The sequence below is a fragment of the Facklamia sp. P12937 genome (assembly GCF_050409505.1).
Taxonomy (GTDB): domain Bacteria; phylum Bacillota; class Bacilli; order Lactobacillales; family Aerococcaceae; genus Facklamia.
Map to the genome: position 1 here is coordinate 29,832 of NZ_JBNUPI010000008.1, position 16,307 is coordinate 46,138.

Consider the following 16,307-nt stretch of genomic DNA (forward strand, 5'->3'; position numbering starts at 1 on the left):
ATTTGGGAGGAAATGACATGGTGGAAAAACTGACGTCTTATACTCAAACATTTAAAATAAATACTGATTGGTTTATCGATCCAGAAAATAAAAGTAATAATTTTACTAAACTATTAGAAGCTGTTCTGGAAACTTCCACAAGGCATGATCAAGTTAATCAATTTGATCAAACTGACTCTATTTTGGGGCAGGATGAAAGTTGGGTAATTACGCAAAACATCTGCATGATCAATCAACTGCCTCAATATGGTGATACGATTGAAGTTCAGACTAAGATTATTCAGGCCAACCGATTTTTATTAGAGCGGTGGTTCGAGATAAGGTCTAAAGATCATCTTTTGTTAGAATGTCAGATGCAATTCGCGGTGATTAATTTAAAAACTAGGAAAATGGGCCGTATTGCTCATAAAAAGTTAGAAGAATTACAACTTATTGACCACCAACAAGAGGTTAAGAAAATAAAGCTTAATTTTCCTGACGATATAACTCTTTGGAAAGAAAAAGACCAAGCTATAACAAATCAAGATATTGATTTTAATCATCATGTCAATAATCTTGTTTATATAAATTGGTCCATTGGTAGTCTTCCTTCTTGGTTACAAAATAATTATGACATAAAAAACTTAGCGATTAAGTATGGTCGAGAGTTGCTTAGAGAGCATCAAGTTAAAATTCTTACAGAGGCTAATGTCAAATTAGAGACTCAAACTGATGCTAAAAAAATAATAACTTATCAAACTATTTATAATGCTACTAATCAGCAAGAAGCGGCTCGGATTGAAATCGAATGGCTGGAAAAAGAGCTGTAATTCGTTATAATAGATTCGATAATGAAATTAGAAAGAAGGCTATTAATGATCACACTTAAATCTGAAAGAGAAATTCAAGCCATGAAAGAATCAGGAAAAATCCTTTCTGATATTCATGTAGCATTACGGGATTTTATAAAAGCGGGGCTAACTACTAAACAAATCGATCAATTTGTTCAAAATAAAATTGAAGCAGCTGGAGCTGTCGCTGCCCAAATCGGCTACGAAGGTTATAAATTTGCTACTTGCACCAGTGTTAATGACGAGATATGTCACGGTTTCCCATCTAATCGTAGCTTAAAAGCTGGTGATATAATAAAGGTAGACTTCTGTGTAGATTTTAATGGAGCTATCTCTGATTCTTGTTGGTGTTATGCGGTAGGTAAAATTAGTCCAGAGCATAAGCGATTAATGGAGGTTACCAAGGAAGCATTATATCGCGGGATTGAACAAGCTAGACCTGGGAATCGTATAGGGGATATTGGACATGCTATTCAAACATATGTGGAAAAAGAGGGCTTTGGTGTAGTTCGCGACTTTATTGGTCACGGTATTGGTCCTACTATCCATGAAGAACCAGCTGTTCCTCACTATGGTATAAAAGGCAAGGGACTTCGATTAAAAGAAGGTATGACAATTACCATTGAACCAATGGTAACCACAGGAGATTGGAAAATGAAGATGGATGCCAACGGTTGGACGGCCAGAACCCGAGACGGAGGATACTGTGCCCAGTACGAGCATTCATTAGCTATTGGACCAGACGGACCTATTTTATTGACTCAACAGGAAAATGAAATATAATTTAATTGTTTAAAAATAAAAACAAGGGGTTGGAACAAAAGCCCTGAATAATTAAAGAAAGTTCGGTAAACGGTACAATCGTTAATCGGACTTTTTCTTTAACAATATAAACATAGAAAACGTTTCCTACTATAATAGTAGGAAACACAAAACTATTTAGGAGGGGCTTTCTATGTAGCAACAGTGTATTATGAATTAAACTTGCTTGCCTTTGATAAGATCCATTACTAAGCGAGCTCTACGAACAGATTCCAGAAGCAAATATTCGCCCACTTGAACTTGCCGATGGGCGACCTGTTTATCATCCTCGTGTCTTACTTAAAGTATTGTTATTTGCTTGTTCTAAAGGCAATTTTTCAGGCCGTCGTCTCAAAAAGCATCACCGAAAAACTGCCTAGGATTTTATTCCTCGTAAAGAAAAAAACACCACTTGTCAAGCACATCAACGGTCGCAATAGCTTTTCTAAGACCGATGTCGAGCGAATATTTATGGCCAATAATCTACGTCAATACGCAAAGTAGCGAGCCCAGATTGGAAAGTAACTTTCCAATCTGGGCTCGCTGTAAATTTTGAGGCAGGGCTGAGCAGCCCTTTTGTTCCAGCCCCTTGTTTTTATGATTGAAGCCTTTAGGAAATAATTGATTGATAGAGTTTTTCATAGCGGCTAATTATTTCATCCCATTTGAAGGGGTTGATTGCTTCTAAAGCATCTTGAGACAAACGTTCATAATGGTTTAAAATATAAAGAATTGCTTGATCGAAAGCTGTTTGATCAAATCGATCTACAGAAACGCCTACATGGTAATTTTTAAAAAATGAATCGAATCCTTCGTTTTGAGTATAGATTACTGGCAAACCTTGACTCATTGCTTCTGGATAGACTAATCCAAAGGTTTCAGGGAAAGATAGTAGGGCGAAAAGATCCATTGAACGATATAAACTGACCATTTCAGCTTTGTTTAAAGCGCCGTGGTAGGTAATATGATCCATTGCTTGCAATTGCTTGAGAATTTTAGCATCCCAATTGGGACCAGCAATATGTAACTCCGCTGCTTGGTATTTTTTTGAAAAGTGTTCGATCATTTTAGCTAATTCAACAAAACGTTTACCAGAAGATACTTTACCAGCGGTTACAATACGCAGTGGCTGATGACAAATAAATTTCTTTTCATTGAAGCGATTGTTATGCCAATAATCATCAATGCCGTTAGCAATGACCTGGCTTTTACCTTTAAGATTATCCAATTCTTTAGTGGGTATAAAGCGATTAAAAACCTGTTGGTAAGTATTTTGTGAAATAAAGATAATCTGCTTGGCATCGCGCATAATATCTAAGCCCACATTTCGCATCCATGGCATTTTTTCAAAAAAAGTATGTAGGTCCGCATTGCGTACAGCAACAATATAGGGGACATGATATTTAAGATAAACTTGTCTAGCTAACCAACCATTTGAAAAGAGTGAGTGTGCATGAGTAAGATCAAAGCTATCTAAACTGTATGATTCTTTTAAATCTTGCCAAATCTTATGGTGTTTAAGTGGAAAAAACCAGCGCATCCATTGATCGTGATTTCTAGATAGATTTAAGTAATCTCCACTAGCTGCTACTCTTTCTTGAGGGAATTGATGCGAAATGGGGACATAAACTTTTAATTTATGTCCCTGCTTTACTTGACGATCATAGACTTGTTTAAATAAACCAGAAGTTGAGAAATAGGAATTAATATGTAAAATATCCATATTATCTACTCTTGCCCTTCTTCGATTAGGGCTTCTAATGAAGAAAGTCGATTTTCTAAATCTTCAACTTTTTGATTCATGGCAGCTTGACTGCCTTCATATTCTTTCGTTGTTGGAATAGAGAAAGCTTTTACAGACAGATAAACAAGTAAGAAGAAAATAATGATGCCGATGATTAGAAGCGGCCAACCGGTTCGGTCTACCCGTCGATCTATTTCTTCAATGTGTTTGGTTATTTCTTCTTCAAAATTTGTGTTAAAGTTTGAAGGGGTTACCATCCTTAACACCTCCTTCTAAAGTGATTAAAATGCCCATTCACCTTTACGGAAGATCGGGGTAACAGTACCATCTACTGAGATTCCATCAACATTCATTTCCGCATTTCCTACCATAAAGTCCACGTGAACATTCGAGCGATTAAGTCCCACTTCCTCTAGCTCTTTTTGGCTCATTTTAGCACCATTTTTTACAGAAGTAGCGTAGGCTTGTCCTAATGCGATGTGGTTAGAAGCATTTTCGTCAAATAGAGTATTGAAGAAGATAATGCCTGATTGAGAAATTGGTGATTGATGCGGAACAAGCGCTACTTCACCTAAGGAATCAGAACCCTCATTTTCTTCTACCAGTTGACGTAAGGTTTCTTCACCTTCTTTGGCTGATACTTCGGTAACTTTACCGTCTTTGAAAGTGAATTTCATTTCATCAATTATAGTTCCACCATAAGCTAATGGTTTAGAAGAAGAAATATAGCCCTCTGCACGTCTTGAATCTGGAGCTGTAAAGACTTCTTCTGTAGGCATGTTAGCAATAAAGACTTCGCCTTTTTCATTAAGTGATCCGGCACTTTCCCAGACATGGTTTTTAGGTAAGCCGACAGTGAAATCAGTTCCAGGTCCTGTATAATGCAACTGATCGAATTGTTGTTCATTAAGGAAGCGTGCTTTTTCGCTAAGACGTTCTTCATGTTCATCCCAAGCTTTAATTGGGTCTTCTTCATAAATACGTGTTGTTTTAAAAATTTGATCCCATAAAGCGTCTACTTGTTCTTCAGAAGTTTTTAGTTCAGGGAAAACAAGAGCAGCCCACTCTTTACCTGCACCTGCAACAACTAACCATGAAACAAGATTTGATTGTGTCGCAATACGTACATCTTTCATAGCTTGAGAAGAAGCACGGTTTGCTGCGTTTATTTTTGCAGGATCAATTCCTTTAAGAACATTTGGATCACTTGAACGTAGTGAGATACGTTTAGCTCTCTTTTCTACAAAGTAATTGCCTTCATCAATTATAAATTGCGGAATATCGGTCAGTGTTTCTTCAGATTGATGGGTAAAATGAAGACGAGTTAATGTATCGTCTGCCCAATTTACTTTAACAAACTTAGCACCTGCTTTGTAAGCAGCTTCAGTCACTAAGCGAACTAATGGGGCTTGATCAAGATCAGCGAAAATTAAAATATAATCTTCTTTACTAACTGCAATTCCTTTATTGACGATTAAGTTTGCATATTTTTCAAGAAGTTGATCAAAATTTTTTAAAGTCATAGTATACCTCTTTCCTTATTGATTTAATTTTTCAGCAATACCATCAGCTAAAGCTTGAAGACGTTCAATATCCTCACCTTCGGCATTTAAGTTAATTTTACATGATGGGCCACCAGCTTGAGCGCCTACTTTTAAAAATTGTTTTTCAAAGTGATCGACAGCACCACAAAAGACTTCATAGTAAGTATCGCCTGAACCAAAAACACCAAAGACTTTATCTGATAGATCTAATTCACCCAAATCATCGTAAAAATCTAGCATTTCGTCTGGTAGTACTCCATCGACTCCGTAAGTATAAGAACCGATTAATACAGCATCATATTCTAAAAAGTCTTCTGCATCTGCTTGCATGACTTCAACCACATCAGTAGTGATACCGTGAGCTTCAAGACGCTCAGCAATAATATCAGCCATTTCTTCGGTATTTCCAGTAAGACTTGCAAAAATGATTAATGCCTCTGCCATTATATTCCCCCTTAAGGTTAAGTTGTTTTAAACCTTGTGTTATTATATCAAACTTCATAGCAATTGTGGACCTCAATTCCTATTAGGTTAAGAAGTAGGAGTAAATTTAGGAAGAAATTATGAAGAATGAATCTAGCTAGATTTGTTATGCTATAATTAATCAGAATATAAATAAGCTAAGGATGGAGGCTATATATGTCAATCTTAGTTACAGGTGGAACTGGATATATCGGCAGTCATACAGTTATTGAACTATTAAACAATGATCAAGAAGTAATCGTTGTCGATAATTTTTCAAATTCAAAACCAGAGGTTTTAAATCGTATTCATACAATTACTGGTAAAAACGTTACTTTTTATCAAACTAACATTGAAGATAAACAGGCAATGGCTCAAATTTTTAAAAATCATCCTGTTGATTTAGTCATTCATTTTGCTGGCTATAAGGCTGTTGGTGAATCTGTTGAAAAACCTTTAAAGTATTATCATAATAATCTTAGTGGTACAATTACCTTGCTCGAAGTCATGCAGGAAAACCAAGTCAAAAATATTATTTTCTCATCTTCAGCAACTGTTTATGGTGAGGCACATAAAGCGCCATTTGATGAATCAATGCCGACGGGTGAGGCTAGTAATCCCTATGGTTATACAAAATTAGTCTTAGAAAAAATATTGCAAGACTTATCGTATTCTGATTCTGAGTGGTCGGTGACTTTATTACGTTATTTTAATCCTATTGGAGCACATCATTCTGGCTTGATTGGTGAAGATCCTCAGGGAATTCCTAATAATTTAATGCCATATATTACTCAAGTAGCAATCGGTAAGCGCCGTGAATTGCAAGTGTTTGGTAATGATTATCCAACACACGATGGAACAGGTGTGCGTGATTATATTCATGTAGTAGATCTTGCACAAGGTCATCAAAAAGCGATTAGCCACAATCTAAAAAATAAAGGTGTCGCAATATTTAATCTGGGGACCGGTCAAGGTTATTCTGTCCTAGATTTAATTAGGGCATTTGAAAAAGCCAATCAAGTCCAAATACCTTATCAAATCGTGGATCGTCGGCCAGGGGATATCGCGATTGCCTATGCCAATCCTGAAAGGGCTAATCAAGAGTTGAATTGGAAGGCTCAAAAAAACTTATATGCCATGTGTTTAGATTCATGGAATTGGCAGAAAAAAAATCCTGAAGGATTTTAATGATAAATTGAACGGAGGAAGCATATGTTTCCAGAACAGAAATCAGACAAACGTCCTTTTTTTTCAAAAAGACTTTTGGTCTTTTTTCTTGTAATGATTCTTTTAGTTTTTTCTACTTTTCTCTTTTTTGGCTATCTGGATGATTTGAAAAATTCTTTCCAAGGCACCTTTGTCCATAATCCTTCTGAATGGCAATACTATACTATTGGACAAGAATTACTAGAAAAAAAAGATAGGTCTTTTGAAGACTTAGCAAAAGATGGCATCGAGCTCTTAGTTTTGAGCTATGATTACAGTCAAGTAGGCCGAATTGGGGAGAAAAGAATTAAAGAATTAACTTATTATTTATGGGATTTTAATCAAGAAAAGATAGTCCAAGTCAACATCGATCCACAATTAGATTTATTTATATCAGATACTAAAATGTCAAAAACAATCAGAGAATATGGTTTAAAGCAAGGAGAGTTAGCTTTAGTTGAACAATTGACTCAATCATATAATTTGCCCATTGATTTTTTAATTGTCTTAGATCTTGATAGGTTAGAAGAAGTTGCTAAAAAGAACTCTAATGGAGTATTATTCAAAAATATTAACAATGATGATCGGCAAGAACAAAAGACAAGTCAAATTATGGCTGACAATTTAATGGATTATCATCACTTTTTAAAACTAGCCAAAGAATTAAATCAAACGGATTACCTGGTAAAAAGTAACATTGGTTTTAACCATTTTTTAAAATTTACTCTCTACTATAATCTTCAAAAGGGTCAAAAAACTGAAACATTTGACCTATCTAGCACACAAACAAGAAGTGAAAGAGAAAGATTACTAGAATCCCTAAATTTAAATCAGTAGAAAGTCGTATAAGGAGGAAGCTTTTGCAAAAAATTAGAATCCTACATCTAATGTCATCTTTTGGAGGAGGCATTTCTACATTTATTCACAATTTAGCTAAAGAAGCTAGCAATCAAGAGATGGTTTTTGATGTAGCTACCTACAGTCAAGTGCCTGACTATTTTAAACAGACGATTGAAGAGACGGGTGGTCAGATTTATTTTCTGAATAACCCCAAAAAAACTTCTTGGCAATCCTTTAAGAATAGTTTTGCTAAAGCTTTTCAAGAGAATGCCTACCAAGTAGTTTATAGTCATATTGCAGGTTACCGTTCAGTCATTTATTATTATTTAGCCCATCAATTCCAAAAGGATACGCCCTTTGATTTCTATATTCATGGGCATTACCGTTATGACAAAAATCCAGCTTTAAAAAATAAATTGATGCAAGTTTTTGATGCGCAAGTCAATAGAAGATTGTCTCGTTTACCGATTGGATGTTCTCAACTTTCAATAGAAGAATTGTTTGCTTTGAAAGTTGGAGAATCCTCTGTGGTTATTCCAAATAGCATAGAGCCCAATGATTTCTTTATCGATTTTGAAAAGAAGCGAACAAGTCGTAAATATTGGCTAAGCAAATTCACTAAGAAAAGTAAACAAAGTCTAATAATTGGACAAGTGGGGCGTTTAACGGCAATTAAAAATCATCCTTTGACCTTAGAAGTCGTAGCTTATAGTAAAAAGCAGCATCATCCCTTGCGTTTAGTGATTGCTGGTGAGGGGGAAGATCGGGATTTTTTAGAAAAAGAGGTAGAAAAAAAAGAAATTGATGCCCAAGTTTTCTTTGCTGGCAGAATTAGTCCGGTTGCTAATTTATTAGCCGGTATCGATTTATTAATTATGCCCTCTTTTTCTGAAGGTTTTGGCACGGTAGCCATTGAAGCTCAAGCGGTAGGCATTCCCGTGCTTGCCAGCGATCAAATAAGTCAAGAAGTAGACTTGGGCTTGGGGTTGATTCAATTTTTATCTTTAAATTGTGAACCTAAAGAATGGTATCAAAGGCTGATTGAATTTTATCATCAAAGTTCAACTAAAATTCCCACTGATGAAGAACGATTTAGAAGTATACAAGCTAAGTCCCTTACTAATGAAGCTGCAGCCAAGCTGTATCGCCAGGTGTTAGATCATCAAGTGAGCCATTTTCGGATAGATTCGAGGTAATATATGAAACATTTTATGAAAAGATTAACAGGGTTTTCCTTAGGACCGATTATTGGTGCATTAATTTCACTGATTCAAATCCGCATTTTGACTCAGTTGTTAGTAGCAGACCAATATGGGGTTTCAGGATTGTATCGAAACTTAATCTTAAACATTCCTAATTTTCTTTATATTGGTCTCGATCAGGCTTTTTCTCGTGAATTTCATCAAGCTGCATCTAAAAAACATCTTTTTCAACAAGCAATTATTATCCCGATCGGGATGGGAATCCTTCTATCATTTGTTATGCTTGTTTTTAATCAGACCATTGCGAATTGGTTGTTTAGTGATCCTAACGCAGGCTATATTGTGATTTGGAGTACAATTTTACTTATTTCAATGATTATTGAACGCTTCGTACTCATTTCTATTCGTATGCAAGAAAAAGCAAAAGAATATTCTGGCTTTACCATTTTATTAAAGAGTTTAATTTTTGCAGTTTCCTTGTCTATAATTGCTTTGGGCATTCGCGATTTTCGTGTAGTGGTTTTTGGAATGATTTTTGGTCAACTTATAGGGGATAGTTTTCTTTTCTTACGTTATAGAGATTTGTTATCGTGGAATGATTTTGTTGTTGACTATGACCTTATAAAAAAATTATTATCTTTTGGTTTTCCGCTTATGATTGCAATGTCTCTTAATTCGGTGCTCAATACAATTGATAGCTTAATGCTTCGGTCTTTTTCTACCAAAAAAGAATTAGGGTTTTATGCTGCGGGCATCGCGATTGTCAATATGATTGGTATTTTAAAGACAGCATTTGCAACCTTTTGGGTTCCTACTGCCTATCGATGGCATGATGAAGGCAAGTCAATGAAGCATTATAAATTTATTTCAGACGCTGTTCTTTTTGTTTTAACGGGTATCTTTTTTGGGATTCTTGTATTTCGCCCCTTGATTATGATGATTTTAGGCGAGGACTATCGTTCTGTTCAGTATATTCTTGGCTTGCTCTGTTTTCCTCATATTATGTATACACTTTCTGAAACAACGACACTGGGAATTGTTTTTTCACGCAAGACCTATTTTAATACATTGGTTTCTTTATTGGCTTTGATTCCTAGTTTTTTTATTAATCTCTGGCTCACTCCAAGATGGGGAGCTTTAGGAGCAGCCACCGCGTCATCCGGAGCCTACATCATGTTTTATCTAGCTAGAACTTATTTTTCAAGTCGGACAGGCTTTTATTTCAAACAAAGTAAACATCTCATGTCCATTTGTTTAATGTTTATTGCTGCCTTCATTAACACTAGTGATTATGCTTATCGTTTGTCTGTAACATTTGGCTTAGCTTTGGTCTGTCTCATTATTCAGTTTTCGACCATCCAAGATGGTTATCAAATCTGGCGTAATCCTGAGAAATGGGATTTTAATTAATTGTTCGAAAAGAAAGAGTAAGAAAGGAGTGGCCCATGTTTCTATATTGTTTACTTTTAGTTACGAGTGTTTTTTTAGGTTCGCAAATTTTAGCCGTTGAAACGCCAATTGCTCAAATTACCCTTTACCGAATTCTTGCTCTTTTTTCTGTTCTGATTCTTGCTTGGCAAATTTTACAAAAAGATCGAAAGCTTTTATTGGTGTTACCCTCTGCTTCAACACGTATGCTTTTTTGTTTTTTAGCTTGGTGGTTAATTGCTTTAACAACAGGTCTTTGGGCTGAAAATTTTAAAGATTGGCTGCAAGTTTCATTTTTAATGACGGTTGGCATGGCATCAATTGTGGCTATTTATTTTTGGGTGGGTACTAAAAGACAGTGGTTTCGTCTGGCTCAAGCCATGTGGGGGATGATGACTGCCTTAGTATTTTGGGGCTATATCGAAATTATCGGTAATATCTATGTATTTGCAGATATGACCAAATTGGATAAATATGGAACTTTTGATTCCCAACCTTGGACTCGGATTCCAATCACCTTTTTTGCCAATCAAAATGACTATGCTACTTTACTTTTAGCGTATGTCACCCTCTGTATGGTTCTATACTATTACAGTCAAAGATATTGGCAAAGGATGTTCTTACTATTAATGTTTGCATTAACAACATTTTTAATCTACCAAACTAGCTCAAGAATGTCCTTAATATGTTTAATTCTTTTTATCGGCTTACAACTAGTTCGCAACTTCAAGTTGGATCTTTTCCAAGGGAAAAGACTTTATATAATGACCGCCTTTATTATTTTTATGATGTTAATTCCACCTATACGTGAAAAAGTTTTTGAAGTGATTTTTCTAGGTGGTCCACAAGCAGGCTTATCTGGTGATACTAAGCGAATGAATATCTGGCGAAATGGTTTACTTTATTTGACCCAAACTTTTGGCTTAGGGGTAGGATCGGGGAATATCGAGCATTGGGCTAAAGTAAGACCTATCTGGCCAACTAATGAAATAACCAATATGCATAATTGGTGGCTTGAAATTTTAGTTTCTAATGGCATTCTTTCACTGTTACTTTATTTATGGGCATACATTGGAATGATAAGACGGTTGGAGTTTGTTGCTAGAGTGGGGAGAAAGACCTCTGTTTTACAAAGCAATATTTCTTTTGTATTCTATAGTTTTTTAATTATTTTTATTCTAGCAAGTATTACTAGTGCAAATAATATGTTGATTGAATGGCACTGGGTATTTTTTGCTTTAATTATAAGTTGGGTAAAAATAATCGATACAAAAGAACAAACGCAGGATTTTAAAAGTAAAAGGAGTTTAGGAATATGAGCTTAGCTACAGTTTTTCACGAGTTATACCGCTTTATTAAAAATAATTTTAGAAGAATTATGTTTGGATCAGTTATTATCTCATTATTAGTTGTAGGAGGAAGGTATGTCGTTAACCGCTTAATAAATAGTGATAAAATTGAATCATATAATTATCTAGCCCATGCCTATCAACAAGACCCAGCTTCATTCCAAGTGATTGTTACAATGGAAGATGGCAGTCTATTTTCAACTGCGGCTGTCTTTGATGACTATTTTGCGACACCAACTATTATTAAACAAATTGAAGCAGAAACTGGTATCGAGTTTGGAAAATGGCTTCAAGCAGAAAAAAAACTTGAAATGTATAAGACCAACACTTTTCGAGGTGGGCTTGCAGGAATTCGAGATGCCGCTTCAAATGTTATTACTTTAAGATTTTTGGTGGGGAATAATGCTGAAGAAAACTTAAAGATAGCCGAAGCATATGCTGAATTATTAGAAAAACAAAAGCTACCTTTCCTCGGGAAAAATACTGTCTCAATCATTCGGTCACCAGAAATTGGAGAAATGATTCCAATTGATTTGATCGAAGAAGTTCCTAGTAGGGAAACTTTGACCCCATTTCAAACTAAAGAGGCTAAAGGAAGTATTATCTATGGCTTATTGGGTCTCTTTTTAGGCGCTATTTTATCGATAGCTTGGAGCATGATTGCACATTATCGAAGACATAAAATAGGCTATGCTTTTGATTATACTTGGGGAATTAATGATCTGCATTTTATTTATAACCGTCAAGATAATCGAGAAGTCTTAGAAAAATTAATTCGAACTCCTAGTGATAGTCAGCGAGTAATCCTTAGACAACAAAAGCATCAAGAAGTGAATGTTCAAGAACTAATCTCTCCTGAAGGAAACACCTACGGAGTGCAAGCGACTAACTTAGCAAGTCTTGATGCAAACTTTTCACCAAATGAAATTGTTATCGTCTTAGACGCTAATATTACCGATAAAAAGTGGTATAATGACCAACGCCAATTGGCAGAGCTTTATCAAGCAAGAATCAAGATAATTCAGATTATTTAAGGAGAATTGTGAGATGAATTCAAAATCAGGATTGGTGTCGATAATAACCCCTGTTTATAACGCAGAAAGATTCTTAAAAAAAACCATCGAGAGCGTGCTTAATCAGAGTTATCAGAATTGGGAGTGGTTGCTAGTCAATGATTGCTCAAATGATATTAGTGTGAGAATAATTCAAGAATTTGCACAAGAAGATAGCCGTATTCAATTGGTTAATTTATCAAAAAACTCTGGTGCCGCAGTGGCAAGAAACAAGGGGCTTGAATTGGCTAGAGGTAGATATATTTCATTTATTGATAGTGATGATGTTTGGGAATATTGTAAGTTGGAGAAACAATTAGCATTTATGCAAGAAAAGGCGCTATCTTTTACTTATACAAATTTTTCCTTAATAGATGAAAGTGGAGAAACCCTTAAAGAAACAGTAGATTTACCAGAACGTTTAGATTATAATGGCCTTCTAAAAAACACAGCCATTGCTTGCTCTACAGTAATGATTGATCGTGAAAAAATAGGAGACTTTAGAATGCCTTTAGTGCGGAAAGGACAAGACACAGCAACTTGGCTAATGTTAATGCGTGAACGAAAAATTGAAGCTTATGCTTTAAATGAAGTGCTTAATCACTATCGTCAAGTTTCTGGTTCTATTTCCTCCAACAAGCTTTCAGCTCTTAAGCGAACATGGTACACTTATCGCCATTTAGAAAAATTACCACTATATCAGTGCATATATTATTATAGTCATTATGTTTTTCAGGCAATTAAAAGGCGGTTATAATTTAACAAGCAATTATATAAGATAGCTAAATAAGGTTAGGAGACAAAAATGAATATATATCAAAATTTAATTGAAGGTAAAACAAAGTTAGCAGTTGTAGGTTTAGGGTATGTGGGTATGCCGATTGCCATAGAATTTGCTAAGCACATTGAAACAATTGGCTATGACAACAATGTTCATAAAGTGGAGCAATATTTGCAGGGTATCGATCCAACTCTAGAGGTTGGAGACGAAGCAGTCAAGAATACAAATTTAGCTTTCACCTACGACCAAAGTAGGCTAAAAGAAGCGAACTTTATTATTGTTGCGGTTCCAACGCCTATCAATCAAGATAAGACACCTAATTTAGATCCGGTTATTTCAGCCACAAGAACCGTAGGTAAAAACATGTCTAAAGGGACTTTAGTTGCTTATGAGTCAACGGTTTATCCTGGGGTTACTGAGGAAATGTGTATTGAAGAACTTGAAGAAAGTTCAGGATTAGTGCATGGTGTTGATTTTTGGGTAGGTTATTCACCTGAAAGAATTAATCCAGGAGATAAGGTCCATACTTTACCAAAAATTAAAAAGATCGTTTCTGCTACAACTGCTGATGCTTTAGATACAATGGCTAAAGTATATGAACTAGTAATTGAAGCGGGTGTTCATCGTGCACCAAGTATTAAAGTTGCTGAAGCCGCTAAAGTTGTTGAAAATAGTCAAAGAGATATTAACATTGCATTTATGAATGAGTTAGCTCTCGTTTTTGATCGAATGGAAATTGATTCGCAAGATGTTATTGATGCCATGAATACCAAATGGAATGCTTTAGGTTTCACACCAGGACTAGTGGGAGGACACTGTATTGGTGTAGATCCTTACTACTTTGTTTACGAGGCAGAAAACTTGGGCTATCATAGTCAGATTATTCTTTCTGGTCGCCAAATAAATGATCAAATGGGAGATTTTATTGGTGATAAGTTGATTAAGCTCATGGTTAAGGCGGGTAAAAAAGTAACAGACTCTAAAGTAGTTATTTTGGGTCTAACTTTTAAAGAACATACACCAGATACGCGCAACTCAAAAGTTGCCGATATTATCAATTATTTAAGGACTTTCGATATTGAGCCTGTTGTAGTAGATCCTTGGGCTGAATCAAGTGATGCCAAAGCAGAATATGATGTTGATTTAACAGCGTTCGATCAAGTTCAGGATGCGGATGCTGTTATCTTTGCAGTAGCTCATCAGGAATTTCGAGAACTAAATAATACAAGCATCGAAAAATTGTTTAATGCAAAATTATCACCTAAAGAAAGAGTTCTTATAGATGTCAAAAGCATACTGGATGCTGATTATTTTAAGGAAGCTGGCTATACTTTTTGGCGCTTATAATAATAGCTGGCTCTTAAGCACTTTATCGAACAGGATAAATAGTTTGAGAGTTTCCTTAAGTAGTTTGCGTATCAGAATGTTTATTATTGGAACACTTGATCCTTTGAAAACAAATATGAGGTGATAAAAATGAGTATTAAGAAAATTTTCTTAATATTTTTACTTCTACTTATTTTTCCTTTTGACAAAGCGGTGGCTTTAGCTAAATACAATTTACCAGAATTGAGTCAGATTGATGCGATAAAATCAAATGCTAGTGTTGATGAATTAATTGATTCAATTCCTGCTGAGGGAAATTTAAATGATCCCAATTTACTTTTGGTGAATCCAAGCAACCCAATCAACAATCAAATTGAAGTTGATTTAGTTACTTCAATTGAAGGAATTCCATATGCTGCTAACATTGAAGAAAAACTTAGTCAGCTGTTACAAGCAGGTTTGGAGGATGGTTATCTATTTACAATTATTTCAGGATACCGTTCGACAAATCAGCAAGCAGGGTTAGAAAGTTCTAGAAAACAGTCTTTAATGGCGGTCGGTTATAGTGAATCAGAAGCGAGATATTTAACCAATTTATATACAGCACCAGCAAATGCCACAGAGCATATGACTGGGCTCGCTATTGATATATTAGGTCAAGATTGGACCAGCATAGGAGGAGGCTTAACTGAAAATTATAGCGAAACGGCATCGGCCCAATGGTTAGTAGAAAATGCAGCCAATTTTGGGTTTATTTTAAGATACCCTCAAAATAAGACAGAAATGACTACTTTTAATTTTGAACCTTGGCATTATCGCTATGTAGGTCAACTAAATGCGCAATTTATGATGGAACATGGGCTTACTCTTGAAGAGTACCTAGCCCTTATTGAAGAACGTGACCGGCGTAAAAAAATTGAAAAAGTAAAACAAGCGGCTGAAAATCAAGCGGTTGATGAAGCAAAAAGGTGGTTAGAAGAACAAAAGAAAACGATTGATAAACTGTTTTATAACTCATCAACTGATTAAATGACAAAGAGCTTGTGACCGAAGTTAGCTAAAACACCGTCCTTAACACTGTTAAACAGCGTTAAGGACGGTGTTTTAGTTTTATTAAATAAACAAAGAGTTGCCTACCTTCTGTTTAATATAACCCTAAAAAGGACAAATGAGTAACAACTAATTTTTTAAAATGCATGATAAATCAAATTAACAATCCCTGCAGAAATCATAATCACGATGGGGTTAGCTTTAAACTTATTAAGTAATAGCATGGCTATAATAAAAATTACCAACATTAACCAATTAGGGTCCATCCAAACAACAGTCTCTTTTTGCCAAATAGCATTCACAAAAATTGATAAGCCCGAACTAGCTATTAAGGCAATCACTATAGGCCTAAGGATAAAAAGGGTATCTTGCATTAAACTTAGTTTTTGAAAACGCTGATAAAGATAGGCTAAAAAAGTCACGATAATTATCGATGGTAAGGTACAGCCGATAGTAGCAACTATTGCACCACTGACACCACCGATTTGAGTACCAATAAAAGTAGAGGCATTAATAGCAATTGGACCAGGTGTCATTTGTGAGATTGTAATTAGATGACCAAATTCTTCTAAAGATAGCCAATGCTCTTGGTGAACAACCAAGTCTTCAATCAAAGGCAAAGCAGCATAGCCACCACCAAAAGAAAGTAAGCCAATATTTAAAAAAGTAAGAAATAGTTCCCAATAAATCAA

General features: G+C 35.4%; 16 protein-coding genes. 11 read left to right on the plus strand and 5 right to left on the minus strand.

Features of this window, described 5'->3' with window-relative positions; all coding sequences use genetic code 11:
• Window positions 1-17 precede the first annotated feature (17 nt).
• Window positions 18-809, plus strand: coding sequence for an acyl-ACP thioesterase domain-containing protein (locus tag ACQV2R_RS04155; RefSeq protein ID WP_428873576.1), 792 nt, complete (start codon window positions 18-20; stop codon window positions 807-809).
• Window positions 810-854: 45 nt separating this feature from the next.
• Window positions 855-1,613 (plus strand): type I methionyl aminopeptidase, encoded by a 759-nt coding sequence (map, locus tag ACQV2R_RS04160; RefSeq protein ID WP_428873577.1) that lies wholly within the window; start codon window positions 855-857, stop codon window positions 1,611-1,613.
• A 628-nt stretch (window positions 1,614-2,241) separates the two neighbouring features.
• Here map and ACQV2R_RS04165 read toward each other — a convergent pair.
• The 4 genes from ACQV2R_RS04165 to ACQV2R_RS04180 are packed head-to-tail and all read right to left on the minus strand — an operon-like array spanning window position 2,242 to window position 5,363.
• Window positions 2,242-3,354: a glycosyltransferase family 4 protein gene (locus ACQV2R_RS04165; RefSeq protein ID WP_428876296.1), complete on the minus strand. Its 1,113-nt coding sequence runs from the start codon at window positions 3,352-3,354 to the stop codon at window positions 2,242-2,244.
• A gap of 5 nt (window positions 3,355-3,359) precedes the next feature.
• The gene (locus ACQV2R_RS04170; protein ID WP_428873579.1) at window positions 3,360-3,632 is read right to left on the minus strand and encodes a hypothetical protein; all 273 of its coding nucleotides are present in this window, start codon (window positions 3,630-3,632) and stop codon (window positions 3,360-3,362) included.
• A 24-nt stretch (window positions 3,633-3,656) separates the two neighbouring features.
• On the minus strand, window positions 3,657-4,898 hold the full coding sequence (locus tag ACQV2R_RS04175; RefSeq protein ID WP_428873580.1) for an aminopeptidase: 1,242 nt from the start codon (window positions 4,896-4,898) through the stop codon (window positions 3,657-3,659).
• Between the two features lie 15 nt (window positions 4,899-4,913).
• Window positions 4,914-5,363 (minus strand): flavodoxin, encoded by a 450-nt coding sequence (locus tag ACQV2R_RS04180; protein WP_428873581.1) that lies wholly within the window; start codon window positions 5,361-5,363, stop codon window positions 4,914-4,916.
• 195 nt (window positions 5,364-5,558) lie between these two features.
• Between ACQV2R_RS04180 and galE the strand changes: the two genes are divergently transcribed.
• The 9 genes from galE to ACQV2R_RS04225 all read left to right on the plus strand — a co-directional run bounded on the left by galE (window position 5,559) and on the right by ACQV2R_RS04225 (window position 15,594).
• A complete protein-coding gene (gene galE, locus ACQV2R_RS04185; RefSeq protein ID WP_428873582.1) occupies window positions 5,559-6,569 on the plus strand; it encodes a UDP-glucose 4-epimerase GalE in 1,011 nt (336 codons plus the stop codon).
• A gap of 24 nt (window positions 6,570-6,593) precedes the next feature.
• Entirely contained in the window at window positions 6,594-7,424 is an 831-nt protein-coding gene (locus ACQV2R_RS04190; protein ID WP_428891863.1) for a hypothetical protein, read from the plus strand.
• Between the two features lie 23 nt (window positions 7,425-7,447).
• Entirely contained in the window at window positions 7,448-8,623 is a 1,176-nt protein-coding gene (locus tag ACQV2R_RS04195) for a glycosyltransferase (protein ID WP_428885016.1), read from the plus strand.
• 3 nt (window positions 8,624-8,626) lie between these two features.
• Entirely contained in the window at window positions 8,627-10,039 is a 1,413-nt protein-coding gene (locus ACQV2R_RS04200; protein ID WP_428873585.1) for a lipopolysaccharide biosynthesis protein, read from the plus strand.
• A gap of 35 nt (window positions 10,040-10,074) precedes the next feature.
• Window positions 10,075-11,376 carry an O-antigen ligase family protein gene (locus ACQV2R_RS04205; protein ID WP_428873586.1) on the plus strand — a complete coding sequence of 434 codons (1,302 nt, stop codon included), beginning with the start codon at window positions 10,075-10,077 and terminating at the stop codon, window positions 11,374-11,376.
• Window positions 11,373-12,440: a hypothetical protein gene (locus tag ACQV2R_RS04210; protein WP_428873587.1), complete on the plus strand. Its 1,068-nt coding sequence runs from the start codon at window positions 11,373-11,375 to the stop codon at window positions 12,438-12,440. The genes ACQV2R_RS04205 and ACQV2R_RS04210 overlap by 4 nt, the downstream gene beginning before the upstream one ends.
• Window positions 12,441-12,453: 13 nt before the next feature.
• Complete coding sequence (locus ACQV2R_RS04215) at window positions 12,454-13,215, plus strand: glycosyltransferase family 2 protein (protein ID WP_428873588.1); 762 nt, start codon at window positions 12,454-12,456, stop codon at window positions 13,213-13,215.
• A 48-nt stretch (window positions 13,216-13,263) separates the two neighbouring features.
• Entirely contained in the window at window positions 13,264-14,586 is a 1,323-nt protein-coding gene (locus ACQV2R_RS04220) for a nucleotide sugar dehydrogenase (RefSeq protein ID WP_428873589.1), read from the plus strand.
• A 129-nt stretch (window positions 14,587-14,715) separates the two neighbouring features.
• Complete coding sequence (locus ACQV2R_RS04225; RefSeq protein ID WP_428874865.1) at window positions 14,716-15,594, plus strand: M15 family metallopeptidase; 879 nt, start codon at window positions 14,716-14,718, stop codon at window positions 15,592-15,594.
• A gap of 158 nt (window positions 15,595-15,752) precedes the next feature.
• On the opposite strand, the gene ACQV2R_RS04230 is transcribed toward ACQV2R_RS04225, so the two are convergent.
• The gene (locus ACQV2R_RS04230) at window positions 15,753-16,307 is read right to left on the minus strand and encodes a chromate transporter (protein WP_428873591.1); all 555 of its coding nucleotides are present in this window, start codon (window positions 16,305-16,307) and stop codon (window positions 15,753-15,755) included.

Excerpts from the sequence above, each read along its gene's own strand:
- map (WP_428873577.1), top strand. The coding sequence starts at position 855 with ATGATCACACTTAAATCTGAAAGAGAAATTCAAGCCATGAAAGAATCA.
- galE (WP_428873582.1), top strand. The coding sequence starts at position 5,559 with ATGTCAATCTTAGTTACAGGTGGAACTGGATATATCGGCAGTCATACA.
- ACQV2R_RS04170 (WP_428873579.1), bottom strand. The coding sequence starts at position 3,632 with ATGGTAACCCCTTCAAACTTTAACACAAATTTTGAAGAAGAAATAACC.
- ACQV2R_RS04215 (WP_428873588.1), top strand. The coding sequence starts at position 12,454 with ATGAATTCAAAATCAGGATTGGTGTCGATAATAACCCCTGTTTATAAC.
- ACQV2R_RS04210 (WP_428873587.1), top strand. The coding sequence starts at position 11,373 with ATGAGCTTAGCTACAGTTTTTCACGAGTTATACCGCTTTATTAAAAAT.
- ACQV2R_RS04165 (WP_428876296.1), bottom strand. The coding sequence starts at position 3,354 with ATGGATATTTTACATATTAATTCCTATTTCTCAACTTCTGGTTTATTT.
- ACQV2R_RS04175 (WP_428873580.1), bottom strand. The coding sequence starts at position 4,898 with ATGACTTTAAAAAATTTTGATCAACTTCTTGAAAAATATGCAAACTTA.
- ACQV2R_RS04225 (WP_428874865.1), top strand. The coding sequence starts at position 14,716 with ATGAGTATTAAGAAAATTTTCTTAATATTTTTACTTCTACTTATTTTT.
- ACQV2R_RS04220 (WP_428873589.1), top strand. The coding sequence starts at position 13,264 with ATGAATATATATCAAAATTTAATTGAAGGTAAAACAAAGTTAGCAGTT.
- ACQV2R_RS04155 (WP_428873576.1), top strand. The coding sequence starts at position 18 with ATGGTGGAAAAACTGACGTCTTATACTCAAACATTTAAAATAAATACT.
- ACQV2R_RS04200 (WP_428873585.1), top strand. The coding sequence starts at position 8,627 with ATGAAACATTTTATGAAAAGATTAACAGGGTTTTCCTTAGGACCGATT.
- ACQV2R_RS04180 (WP_428873581.1), bottom strand. The coding sequence starts at position 5,363 with ATGGCAGAGGCATTAATCATTTTTGCAAGTCTTACTGGAAATACCGAA.
- ACQV2R_RS04190 (WP_428891863.1), top strand. The coding sequence starts at position 6,594 with ATGTTTCCAGAACAGAAATCAGACAAACGTCCTTTTTTTTCAAAAAGA.
- ACQV2R_RS04205 (WP_428873586.1), top strand. The coding sequence starts at position 10,075 with ATGTTTCTATATTGTTTACTTTTAGTTACGAGTGTTTTTTTAGGTTCG.